11 protein-coding genes are annotated in these 12135 nt (G+C 72.1%); 9 read left to right on the top strand and 2 right to left on the bottom strand.

Annotated elements, in window-relative coordinates:
• The 6 genes from KBX53_RS08535 to KBX53_RS08510 all read left to right on the top strand — a co-directional run.
• The coding region (locus tag KBX53_RS08535) for a xanthine dehydrogenase family protein subunit M (RefSeq protein ID WP_210858472.1) at nt 1-548 on the top strand (548 nt) is incomplete at its 5' end.
• The gene (locus tag KBX53_RS08530; RefSeq protein ID WP_210858471.1) at nt 545-2629 is read left to right on the top strand and encodes a xanthine dehydrogenase family protein molybdopterin-binding subunit; all 2085 of its coding nucleotides are present in this window, start codon (nt 545-547) and stop codon (nt 2627-2629) included. The genes KBX53_RS08535 and KBX53_RS08530, both read left to right, overlap by 4 nt.
• A 28-nt stretch (nt 2630-2657) precedes the next feature.
• Nucleotides 2658-3023 (top strand): helix-turn-helix transcriptional regulator, encoded by a 366-nt coding sequence (locus KBX53_RS08525; protein ID WP_030327423.1) that lies wholly within the window; start codon nt 2658-2660, stop codon nt 3021-3023.
• Entirely contained in the window at nt 3023-3664 is a 642-nt protein-coding gene (locus tag KBX53_RS08520) for an SRPBCC family protein (RefSeq protein WP_210858469.1), read from the top strand. The genes KBX53_RS08525 and KBX53_RS08520 overlap by 1 nt, the downstream gene beginning before the upstream one ends.
• Nucleotides 3665-3739: 75 nt before the next feature.
• A complete protein-coding gene (locus KBX53_RS08515) occupies nt 3740-4249 on the top strand; it encodes an NUDIX domain-containing protein (protein ID WP_210858467.1) in 510 nt (169 codons plus the stop codon).
• Between the two features lie 169 nt (nt 4250-4418).
• Nucleotides 4419-5228 (top strand): SAM-dependent methyltransferase, encoded by an 810-nt coding sequence (locus tag KBX53_RS08510; protein ID WP_210858465.1) that lies wholly within the window; start codon nt 4419-4421, stop codon nt 5226-5228.
• Between the two features lie 84 nt (nt 5229-5312).
• On the opposite strand, the gene KBX53_RS08505 is transcribed toward KBX53_RS08510, so the two are convergent.
• Entirely contained in the window at nt 5313-6770 is a 1458-nt protein-coding gene (locus KBX53_RS08505; RefSeq protein WP_210858464.1) for an ATP-binding protein, read from the bottom strand.
• A 110-nt stretch (nt 6771-6880) separates the two neighbouring features.
• Complete coding sequence (locus tag KBX53_RS08500; protein WP_030327416.1) at nt 6881-8539, bottom strand: FAD-dependent oxidoreductase; 1659 nt, start codon at nt 8537-8539, stop codon at nt 6881-6883.
• A 151-nt stretch (nt 8540-8690) separates the two neighbouring features.
• On the opposite strand from KBX53_RS08500, the gene KBX53_RS08495 reads away from it, so the two are divergent.
• The 3 genes from KBX53_RS08495 to KBX53_RS08485 all read left to right on the top strand — a co-directional run bounded on the left by KBX53_RS08495 (nt 8691) and on the right by KBX53_RS08485 (nt 12007).
• Nucleotides 8691-10928, top strand: a complete 2238-nt coding sequence (locus KBX53_RS08495; RefSeq protein WP_030327415.1) for a hypothetical protein — start codon at nt 8691-8693, stop codon at nt 10926-10928.
• Nucleotides 10929-10953: 25 nt separating this feature from the next.
• The gene (gene smpB, locus KBX53_RS08490) at nt 10954-11445 is read left to right on the top strand and encodes an SsrA-binding protein SmpB (protein WP_030327414.1); all 492 of its coding nucleotides are present in this window, start codon (nt 10954-10956) and stop codon (nt 11443-11445) included.
• A 169-nt stretch (nt 11446-11614) separates the two neighbouring features.
• Nucleotides 11615-12007: an SCO5389 family protein gene (locus KBX53_RS08485; protein ID WP_030327413.1), complete on the top strand. Its 393-nt coding sequence runs from the start codon at nt 11615-11617 to the stop codon at nt 12005-12007.
• The last annotated feature ends 128 nt before the right edge of the window (nt 12008-12135 follow it).

Here is a 12135-nt window from a genome sequence, read left to right as displayed (position 1 = left end):
GCGACCTGGCGGTGCTGGACTGGTCCGAGCAGTGCGTGGCCACCCACCCGTCGGACCTGGCCGTCGCGCTGGCCGCCCTCGACACGGTGGTGGAGGTGCACGGGTCCGACGGCGCCCGCGACATTCCGATCGCCGACCTCTACCGCTCCCCCGGCACCCACCCGGAGCGGGAGACCACCCTCGCCCGAGGCGCGCTGATCACCGCCGTCCGGGTCCCGCCGCTGCCGGCCGCGCGCCGCTCGACGTACCTCAAGGTGCGCGACCGGGCCTCGTTCGCCTTCGCCGCCGGGTCGGTGGCCGCGGTGCTGGACCTCGACGGAGACGTGGTCCGCGACGTGCGGCTGGCGTACGGGGCAGTCGCGCACCGGCCGTGGCGCGCGTACCGGGCCGAGGAGGAGCTGTGCGGCCGCCCGTTCAGCCCGGAGCTGGCGGCACGCGCGGCGGACGCGGAGCTGGCCGAGGCGCGCCCGCTGCGGCACAACGGCTTCAAGCTGCCGCTGACCCGGGCCATCACCGTGCGGGCGCTCACCGAGTTGGCGTCGTCGTGAGCACCGTCGGCCAGGCGTACCCCCGGCTGGAGGGCCGCGAGAAGGTCACCGGGACGGCCCGGTACGCGGTGGAGTACCCGGTGGACGGGGTCACCTACGGCTGGGCGGTGCCGTCGACGGTGGTGCGGGGCCGGATCACCCGGGTCGACACCACCCCGGCGTTGGCGTCGCCCGGCGTGCTGGCCGTGCTGCACCACGGCAACGCGCCCCGGATCGCGCCCGGCCAGCAGCCGGAGCTGTGGCTGTTGCAGGAACCGCTGGTGCACTACCGGGGGGAGTACGTCGCGGTGGTGGTGGCCACCAGCCTGGAGGCGGCCCGCGAGGGTGCCCGGCTGGTCCGCATCGACTACGACACCGGCCCGCACAGCACTGTCCTCACCGACGACCACCCGGGCCTGTACAAGCCGGACCACGTCAATCCCAGTTATCCGACGGACACCGCCGAGGGTGACTTCGACGCCGGGTACGCGGCGGCCCCGGTGCGGGTGGACGCCACGTACCGGACTCCGGCGTACCACAACAACCCGATGGAGCCGCACGCCACAACGGCGCAGTGGCGCGACGGGCGGCTGCTGGTGCACGACTCCAACCAGGGCGCGTCGTCGGTCCAGGCCACACTGGCCGAGCTGTTCGAGCTGCCCCCGGAGTCGGTCCGGGTCGTCGCGCAGCACGTCGGCGGCGGCTTCGGCAGCAAGGGGTACGCCAAGGCCGCCGTGGTGCTCGCCGCCCTCGCCGCCCGACACGTGGACCGCCCGGTGAAGCTGGCGCTGACCCGCCAGCAACTGTTCGGGCCGATCGGTTACCGCACCCCCACCATCCAGCGGGTCCGCCTCGCCGCCGACACCGACGGTCGGCTCACCGCCATCTGCCACGACGCGATCAGCCAGACCTCGACCATCCACGAGTTCGCCGAGCAGACCGCCGTCTACACCCGCAGCATGTACGCCGCGCCGCACCGCCGCACCACGCACCGGCTGGCCCGCCTCGACGTGCCCACGCCGTTCTGGATGCGCGCCCCGGGCGAGTGCCCAGGCGCGTACGCCCTGGAGTCGGCGATGGACGAGCTGGCCGTCGCCGTCGGCATTGACCCGGTGGAGCTGCGCATCCGCAACGACACCGACATCGACCCCGACCAGGGGCAGCCCTTCACCAGCCGCAACCTGGTGGCCTGCCTGCGCGAGGGGGCACAACGCTTCGGTTGGGCCGGCCGTGATCCGTCTCCCCGGGCCCGGCGCGACGGGCGTTGGTTGATCGGCACGGGGGTGGCCGGGTCGAGCTACCCGGCCCGGGCCCGGCCATCCTCGGCGACGGCCACCGCCCGGCCCGACGGGAGCTTTTTGGTGCGGGTCAACGCCACCGACATCGGCACCGGCGCGCGGACGGCGATCTGGCAGGTGGCCGCCGACGCGCTCGGGGTGCCGCCGGAGCGGGTGGAGATCCACATCGGCGACAGCGCCCTGCCGACCGCCCCGGTGGCCGGAGGGTCGATGGGGACCTCCAGCTGGAGCTGGGCGGTGATCCGGGCCGCTGAGGCGCTGCGCGAGAAGCTGCGCGACGGCGGGCCGCCGACCGACGAGGTGACCGCCGAGGCGGACACCGCCGAGGAGGTGGGCGGTCAGCCGACGCGACCCCGGTACGCGTACGGGGCACAGTTCGTCGAGGTGCGGGTCGACGCGGACACCGGCGAGGTGCGGCTGAACCGGATGCTCGGCGTGTTCGCGGCAGGGCGGGTGGTGAACCCGACGACGGCGCGCAGCCAGCTCATCGGCGGCATGACGATGGGGCTGTCGATGGCGCTGCACGAGGAGGGCCTGCTCGACGAGCGGTACGGCGACTGGGTCAACCACGACCTGGCCACCTACCACATCACCGGTTGCGCGGATGTGGAGTCCATCGAGGCGTACTGGTTGGACGAGCGGGACGACGAGCTGAACCCGGCCGGGGTGAAGGGCATCGGCGAGATCGGCATCGTCGGTGCGGCGGCGGCGGCGGCCAACGCGGTGCACCACGCGACCGGCGTGCGGATCCGGGAGCTGCCGATCCGGCTGGACAAACTCGTCGGAGTATCGGGCTTGGCTTAAATAAGTCGTCAGTGATACAACTGTCGTCGTGCACGCCTTCGACGTGCTGGGCGATCCCGTCCGGCGCCGCATCCTGGAGCTGCTCGCCGACGGCGAGCAGCCCGCCGGCGCGGTCAGCGCGGTCATCCGCGAGGAGTTCGGCATCTCCCAGCCCGCCGTGTCCCAGCACCTCAAGGTGTTACGCGACAACGGCTTCGCCACGGTGCGGGCGCAGGGCACCCGGCGGCTCTACGCGGTCGACCCGCGCCCACTGCGCGAGGTCGACGGCTGGCTGGAGCACTTCCGCCGGTTCTGGACCCCACCCCTGGCGGCACTCGCCACCGAGCTGGCCCGAGGCCGACGCGAGCGTCGCCTTCGTGGGCCCGCCGACCCATCCGACGAGAGGAACACCTGATGTTCGACGCCACCGAGCAGATCAACGCCGTCCAACGCACCGTCGGCAGCCGCACCCTGGAAGCCGGCGAGGCGCGGGTCACCACCATCAGTCAGACCTACCAGGCGACGGCCGAGGACCTGTGGGACGCCTGCACCAGCGCCGAGCGCATCCCGCGCTGGTTCCTGCCGATCTCCGGCGACCTGCGACTGGGCGGCACGTACCAGCTTGAGGGCAACGCGAACGGCACCGTCGAAAGCTGCGAGCCGCCGCACCGCTTCACCGCCACCTGGGAGATGGGCGGCGAGGTGAGCTGGATCGAGGTACGGATCACCCCGGTTGACGGGGATCGGGCCCGGCTCGACCTGGACCACATCGCGCACGTCGACCTGGACCGGTGGGCCCAGTTCGGGCCCGGCGCGGTCGGTGTCGGCTGGGACCTGGGGCTGCTCGGCCTCGCCTCGCACCTGGCTGGCGACGGCAGCGGAATCACCCCGGAGCAGGGCGCCGAGTGGACCGCCTCCGCGCAGGGGCGACGGGCCATGGAGCTGAGCAGCCAGCTGTGGTGCGAGGCGAGCATCGCCGCCGGCACCGACGCCGACGAGGCGAAGGCCGCCGCCGAGCGCACCACCGCCTTCTACACCGGCACCCCGGCAGCCTGACCGCACGGCAGCCTGACCGCACGGCGGGACGGCGGCGCGGCAGTCGGGGCGGGGTTCGGAGTAACGTGCTGCGGCATGACCGGCACGCCGTACTCGCACTGCTCCTTCTGCGGCGCCGCCTACCCGGCCGCCGCCGGATGGCCACGGGTCTGCGCGGTCTGCGGCGAGACCGTCTGGCGCAACCCACTGCCGGTGGCTGTCGCGGTGTTGCCGGTCCGCACGGCCGGGGGCCTGGGTGTGGTGGTGGTCCGCCGGGACATCGAGCCGGCCCGTGGCCTGCTCGCGCTGCCCGGCGGCTTCATCGAGTACGGCGAGGAGTGGTCCGACGCACTCGTCCGGGAGCTGCGGGAGGAGACCGGCCTGATCGCGGCGGCCGAGGACGCCCGCCTGTTCGCGGTGCACGGCGCGCCGGCGGGAGGCACCATGATGATCTTCGGAGTGCTGCCCGAACGGGCCGCCGTGGACCTGCCCCCGTCGGCACCGACCGACGAGGCCACCGAGTGGCTGGTGCTCACCGACCCCGTCGAGCTGGCGTTCTCCACCCACACTCGCGTCCTAGCCGAGTTCCTGACACCCACCTCCTGACGGCACCGACGGCACCGACCGCAGCGGGTGGCCTGACGACTCTGACCATGCCTTTGCCGCCATCAGGCAGCAGGGGACAAGAGTTTGGTCGATCCGCCAGGACCATGCGGGTGCCGCCGCGCCGCTAGGCTACGGCCTCGACGTCGTATGGCTGGTAAGGGGAGACGACATGTCGCAGGACCAAGCTGAGCAGCCGGTGGGAGGTTCGGCCGCCAAACTGGACACGACAGTGCCGCACTCGGCACGGGTGTGGAACTACTGGCTCGGCGGTAAGGACAACTTCGCCCCGGATCGCGAGGTCGGCCAACAGGTACAGTCGGTCTTCCCGGAAATCGTCGAGGCCGCACGGTATTCGCGCGCGTTTCTCGGACGAGCGGTGACCTATCTCGCCGCAGAGGCGGGGATCCGCCAGTTCCTCGACATCGGTACCGGCCTACCCACAGCCGATAACACCCACGAGGTCGCCCAACGGATCACGCCACAGGCGCGCGTCGTCTACGTTGACAACGACCCGATGGTTCTCGCGCACGCCCGGGTGTTGCTGACCAGCAGCCAGGAGGGCGCCACCCAGTATGTCGACGCCGATCTGCACGACGTGGACACGATCGTCCACGATGCCCGCGAGACACTGGACTTCGGTGAGCCGATCGCGCTGATGATGCTGGGCGTTATGGGTCACGTCGAGAAGCCGGCCGAGGCGCGGGCCATCGTCAACGCTTTGGTCTCGTCCCTACCGTCGGGGAGCTTTCTGGCGATGTCCGACGGCACGGCTACCAGCGAGCGGGCCATCGAGTCGCATCGGCAGTACAACGAAAGCGGTGCTCTGCCGTACCACCTGCGCGAGGTCGCGGACTTCACGGCGTTCTTCGACGGTCTCGACCTCGTCCGGCCTGGTGTCGTGCCGCTGGGGCACTGGCGGACCGACAGCAGGCCCGCGTCCGCGGTGGATGGCTACTGCGGGGTCGCCCGCGCGCGCTGACGCGGGGACTGCCCGGCCGTCGACCCCGGTCAGGTAACCGCTGGCCTACAGGTTGAACAGCTCGCGGTAGAGGCCACCGGCGGTCTAGGTAGTCGGCGCGTCGCGGTGCTCGTCCGGCGGCCCCTCGGCGATCGGCAGCAGGACCCGGAAGGTGGTTCGTCCCGGCTCGGTCTCCACCCGGATGTCGCCGTGGTGCTTGTGCACCACGATCCGGTACGAGATGTCCAGCCCCAGACCGGTGCCCGCCCCCACCGGCTTCGTGGTGAAGAACGGCTCGAAGATGCGCGGACGCACCTCCGGCGGGATGCCCGGCCCGGTGTCGGTGATCTCCACCGCCAGCAGCTCACCAACCCGTCCGGTGCGGACGGTCAGCACCCCCTTCTCCCCCATCGCGCCCAACGCGTTGTCGATCAGGTTGGTCCACACCTGGTTGAGCTCGGCCGGATACGCCGGGACCGGTGGGAGGTCCCGGTCGTACTCGCGGACCAGCTTGACCTCGGCGGGGATCTTGCCCTTGAACATCACCAGCGTGGCGTCGAGCAGGTCGTGCACGTCCACCACCCGGTGCGGCGCGCGATCCAGCTGCGAGTACTGCTTGGCGGCGCCCACCAGCCCGGAGATCCGGGTTACCGCGTCGCCGATCTCGCGCATCAGCAGCTCGGTGTCGACCGTGTAGGTGAGCCAGCGCACCGCCGCCTCCAGGTCCGCCGCCCCGACCGCGGCCTTCACCTGCGCCAGCCAGGCCGCGTCGAGCCCTCCGCCGACCAGGATCGGCGCCAGGTCCCAGGCTCCGTCGACCCCGTGCTCCTCCAACCAGTCGGTGAGGGCGTCCTCGGCGTCGGCGGTGGCCATCGGGGTCAATTTCGGCGCGGTGGCCACCCGGACGACCGCCTCCTCCTGCAACGCGACCAGACCGTGCAGGGCACTGCCGTCGAGCCGCCCATCGGCGATCATGGCGAGCTTGTGCCGCATCCCGGCGACCCGGTCCCGCAGCACCGACGTGGCCCGCACCGCCGCCGCGGCCGGGTTGTTCAGCTCGTGGGTCAGCCCCGCCGACAGCGAGCCGAGGGCCAGCAGCCGCTCCCGCTCGCCGACGATGGCCTGACTGTCCCGCATCCCGAAGAACAGCCCCTCCAGCAGGTGCATGGGCATCGGGAACCAGGACCGCAGGGCCTCCGCGAAGTCCTCCGCCGGCAGCACGAAGAAGTCCGCGTCGGTCACCGCCCGCAGACTGTTGCGGTAGATCTGGTCGACCTGGTCACCCAGGTACGCCTGGACGGCCCCGCCGTACACCCCGCGCTGTTCGGTCCGGCTGACCTCGACGTCGTCGCCGCGCACCTGACGACTCAACGCCACCGCGCCGCGCAGCAGCACGAAGAAGCAGGTGGCGGGTTCACCCTCGCCGTACACGAGGGTGCCGCCGGCGCGCTGCTCCACCCGGCCGCGCTCGGCCAGCCAGGCGAGCTGCCCGTCGTCGAGCGACTCGAACAGGAACAGGGTGCGCAACTGGGCCGGTGTCAGCCCGTCAGAGTCGGTGCTCACTGGATCTCCTTGGTTCGCGGCTGCGGGGCTCGCAACACCGGCTCACTCCTCGCGCTCACCGGGACTCCTTCGCTCGCGACGGGGCTCGCACGACCAACCACTCCTCGCGCTCATTGGGCTTCCAGGTAGCGGTGCACGAGCGACACCGCCATCGCGCCCTCGCCGACGGCCGAGGCGACCCGCTTGACCGACTCGGCCCGCACGTCGCCGGCGGCGAACACCCCCGGCACGCTGGTCTCCAGGTGGTACGGGTCGCGCGACAGCGACCAGCCGGGCGGTCGCCGGCCCCCGGCGAGCAGATCCGGGCCGGTCACGATGAACCCGCGCCCGTCGCGGACCAGCACCCCGTCCAGCCAGTCGGTGCGCGGCTCCGCGCCGATGAAGATGAACAGCCAGGAGGTGTCGACCGAGCGGGCCTCCCCGGTGCGGGTGTCGCAGAGGGTGAGCCGTTGCAGGTGGTCCTCCCCCGCCGCGCCGACCACGGCGGTGTGCGGATGCACAGTGATCTTGTCGATTCGTTCCAGCTGGTCGATCAGGTACCGCGACATCGAGGCGGTCAGGTCCGCACCCCGGATGAGCAGGTGCACCCTGGCCGCGTACCGGGAGAAGTGGACCGCCGCCTGACCGGCGGAGTTGGCCCCGCCGACGATGTAGACGTCCTGCTCGACGCAGCTCGGCGCCTCGGTGGCAGCGGCGCCGTAGAACACCCCCCGCCCGGTGAAGTCGGCCAGCCCCGGTGCGTCGAGCACCCGGTACGACACGCCGGTGGCCAACACCACTGTGTGCGCGGCGATCTCGGTGCCGTCGCCGAAGCGCAGCAGCCGGGCACCGCCGGCCTCGCTGAGACCGACCACCTCCCGGGCGCTGAGCAGCTCGGCACCGAACTTGACCGCCTGGCGCCGGGCCCGATCGGTCAACTGCGCGCCGGACACGCCGTCCGGGAAGCCCAGGTAGTTCTCGATCCGGCTGCTCTGCCCGGCCTGACCGCCGGTCGCCCGTCGCTCCACGAGCACGGTACGCAGCCCCTCCGAGGCGCCGTACACCGCGGAGCCGAGCCCGGCGGGGCCACCGCCGATCACCACCAGGTCGTAGAAGTCACACGCCGGCACCACCGTCAACCCGGCCAGGGCGGCCAGCTCGGCCTCGCTCGGGGCGACCAGCGCCTTGCCCTCGGGCGTCACCACCAGCGGCACGTCCGCCTCGGTGGCCCCGGCCGCGTCGAGCAACCGGACACCCTCCGGGTCGTCGGACAACAGCCACCGGTACGGCACCAGGTTGCGGGCCAGGAAGTCGCGGACCTTGAACGACGGCGCGGACCAGCGGTGCCCGACGACCCGGATCTCGGCGCTGGCCGCGTCCGGGGTGGCCGCCCACGCCTCCAACAGCCCGTCGACCACCGGGTACAGCTTCTCCTCCGGCGGGTGCCAGGGCTTGAGCAGGTAGTGGTCCAGGTCGACCACGTTGATGGCCTCGATCGCGGCGTCGGTGTCCGCGTACGCGGTGAGCAGCACCCGCCGGGCGGCCGGGAAGATGTCCATGGCCGCCTCGAGGAACTCGACGCCGGTCATCTCCGGCATCCGGTGGTCGGCCAGCAGCAGCGCCACCTGTTCGCCGCGCAGCTTGACCTCGCGCAGGGCGTCCAGCGCCTCCGGCCCCGAGGAGGCCCGCAGCACCCGGTAGCGGTCGCCGTAGCGGCGCCGGATGTCGCGGGCAACCGCCCGGGACACCACGGGGTCGTCGTCGACGGTCAGGATCACCGGGTTCGCCATGGCGCCATGAAATCACCTGCACCCTGTCGACCGCACCACCGCCGGGGTCGGACCCATGGTTGATCGCGTTGGCGATGGGTAAGCCGGGGAGCCGCGTGGGTGCCCGGAGATCGACGACCCGCCCGGTTGCCGCGCACACCTCGGGGGGCCCATGGCGCACGCGACACCGACCCGACCGACGACGTCGGGCGCGATCGTGGAGCTGCGGGTGCACGGGGTCTCCGGCGCGGGGGCGGACCAGGTGTTGAACCGGCCCCACGTGCACCAGGTCGCCGGGGACCGCAGCGGAGGGTTCTTCCGACCGCGTCCCGGCTATCCGGACTCCACCGGAACCGACGGGGTGACGCTGGAGGCGTACCGCTGGAGTGACCTGCCGTCCGGCACGGCGGTGCGGACGTTGTCGCTGGTCTTCCTGCTGCCGTTCATGCTCTGCAACGTGGCGCTGTGGATGCGCCCGGCGGACACCGTCTCGACGCGCGGCTTCATGGCGCTGTGCCGGGTGCTCGCGCTCACCCTCACCGCGCTCTACGTGCTCTCCATCGTCGGGGTGGCGTTGGACCTGATCGCCTGGCGCTGCATGGACACCCCGTCGTGCCTGGCCGGCCGGAGCTGGCTGTCCTGGCTCGGCGGACGCCCGCCCGGGCTGCGCCTGGGCGTGTTGGCGCTCGTGCCGGTCGCCGCCATCGGGATCGTCTGGTGGTTGGGCGCCCGCCCGAGCCACTCGTTCGACGCGTTCCGGACGCCGACGACGCCGGCGTCGAAGCACCGGTTGAGCGCCGTCGGCCAGTGGGACGGTGAGCCGCTGGTGGGTCGGCTGCGCTCGGTGCACGTCGCTGCGGCGTTCGCGACGCTGAGCGGCAGCCTGCTGGCCGCGCGGGCCAGTCAGCACTCCTCGTGGGTGATGGTGATCCTGCTGGCGGCCACCGGGGCGGTGCTGTTGGCCTGCCTGGTCCTGGTCACCGTGGTGGCGAGCATCGACCGCACCGACCCGTCGCCCCGGGTGGACGGCGTCTGCCGCGGGCTGCGCACGATCGCCTGCGGCCTGACGATGCTGGTGATCGTGCACATCGTCATCAGTCCGGCGCCCTGGCCGCAGGGCGGTTCGCTGCCCGGTTACGACGCGATCGTGGCCTGGCTGTTCGTCAGCCAGACCGTGCTGGTGGTCGTGCTCGGCACGTTGGTGATCTGGCGTCGGGGCGACGGGCAGCACCGGTCGCCGCTGCGCGCGTTGGGAGCGCCGGTCTTCATGACGATCTCGGCGGGGCTCGCCGTGGCGTTTTCCGCCGAGCTGGTCTACCGGGTGGCGGACCTGCTCGATCGCAACGGGACGACCGCGGACGGCCTGGAGACCAGCCCTCCGCTGGCGTACAAGTGGGCGATCTTCGGGTTTTTCCTGGCCGTGGTGACGGCTCTGCTGGTGGCCGGTCTGGTCACCAGGATGACCCGGCGTGAGCGGATGCGGGCCGCGCGGGCGATCGTGGCCGCCGACTTCCCGCACGCGCCGCCGCAGGCGGCGGACCGGCTGCGACGGGTCGAGCAGGCGGTCGCCCGGGCACGTTTCACCGAGAACCTGGAACCGCTCTCCGTGGTGTACGCCTGCCTGGCGGCGCTCGGCCTGGCCACCAGCGTGCTCGGCCTGCTCCAGCTCCGGCCGGGCAAGGTGGTGCAGCGCTACGTGGGAGTGCCGGAGGGCATGGTCAACTTCCTGATCGGGTCGGGTAGCTACGTCATCGCCGCGATCCTGCTCGGTCTCGTGGTGGGCGGCATCTTCGCGTACCGGACGGCGCAGTTTCGCCGGTACGTGGGCGTGCTGTGGGATCTGGGCACCTTCTGGCCCCGGGCGGCGCACCCGTTCGCGCCGCCCTGTTACGCCGAGCGGGCCGTGCCGGAGTTGGCGAAACGGATCACCTACCTGGTGGAGCAGGGGCACTGTGTGCTGCTGGCCGGGCACAGCCACGGCTCGGTGCTGCTCGCCGCCACGGTGCTGCAACTGCCCACCCGGATCACCGACCGGGTCGCCCTGCTGACCTACGGGTCGCCACTGGGCCGGCTGTACTCCCGGCTGTTCCCGGCGTACGCCGACGAGCCGGCGCTGTGCGAGATCGGCGAACGGGTCGGCTGGCGCTGGATCAACCTGTGGCGCGACACCGACCCGATCGGCGGCTGGATCTTCGCCGCCCACCGTCCCGGAAAGGCCGAGACGCTGACCGGGCCGGCGGCGACGGTGGATCGGCGGTTGACCGACCCGCAGGACGTGGTGCCACCGCCCAGCGACAGTGTTCCCCCGCCGATCCTGGGGCACTGGCCGTGTGAGTCGCAGGAGGCGTTCGCCGAGGCGGTACGGGAGCTGACCCGGCGGTTGCGCCGCGAACACCGGACGACCGGCTGACCCGGCGGCCGGATATCCTCGCGGGGTGAGCCCGTCCACACCGCCCGCACGCCGGTTGATCGCCTCCAACAAGAAGGCCCGGCACGAGTACACGGTGCTGCGCACGTACGAGGCGGGCATCGTGCTGGTCGGCACCGAGGTGAAGTCGCTGCGCGAGGGGCGGGCCTCGCTGGTGGACGCGTTCGCCCACGAGCGCGACGGCGAGATCGTGCTGTACGGCCTGCACATCGCCGAGTACGCCTACGGGACGTGGACCAACCACGCCCCGCGCCGCAACCGCAAGCTGTTGCTGCACCGGGCCGAGATCGACCGGATCCTGGACAAGGTCCGCGAGGGCGGGGTGACCATGGTCCCGCTGTCGATGTACTTCGAGAACGGTTTCGCCAAGGTCGAGTTGGCCCTGGCCAAGGGTAAGCGCTCCTACGACAAGCGGCAGACCCTCGCTGAGCGCGACGCCAACCGGGAGATCGCCCGCGAGCTGGGCCGGCACCTCAAGGGCCACCCCCGCCGTCCCTGATCTCGGATCGTCAGTCCCGGGCACTGCCCCTCCCACCGGTCGCGCGCGTCTTCCGCGCGGGTCGCGGCGCGGCGCGCCCGGACATCGTTGACGTCGCTCGACGGACGTGGTCTGCTCAGCTGACGCCGTTAATGAAAACGGTAATCGTTAGCTGATGCGGAGGAGAATCATGTCGCTCACCGTCCCACCCGCCCTGCTCGACGCCGCCGAACGCGGCCCCGTCGACGACGAGGCGTTCATCGCCTGCGTCCGCGACTCACTGCCCTACGCGTGGGCCACCGTCAGCCGGGTCGTCGCCGAGCTGGAGGCCGGCGACGACGACCTGGCCGACAACGTCGTCCCGCCACCCACCGACGCCGACCGGGGGCAGCTGCTGCGGGCGCTGGCCAGCGACGCGATCCGCGCCGGCCTGGAACGGCACTTCGGCGTACGCCTGGCGTTCCAGAACTGCCACCGCGTCGCCGCCTTCCGCCCGTCCGCCGTCGACGGGGAGCGCTACCGCCGCTTCGTGTCGACCCGGGGCCAACTGCTCAACCAGTCGCCGCAGCTGCGCAACTGCTGAGGGTGCCGGGTGGACCCGCCGGCGTCGCCGGCGGGTCCACCCGGGCGCTAACGGCCGATCGTGTCCAGCTCGGCGAGGTCGTCATTGGAGAGGGAGAGCGCCGCGCCCGCGATGTTCTCGCGCAGGTG

Origin of the sequence: Micromonospora sp. M51 (assembly GCF_018070305.1) — a bacterium.
Taxonomy (GTDB): domain Bacteria; phylum Actinomycetota; class Actinomycetes; order Mycobacteriales; family Micromonosporaceae; genus Micromonospora; species Micromonospora parva.
Note: the sequence above shows the minus strand (reverse complement) of the source record. Positions and strands in the feature narration are given on the sequence as shown.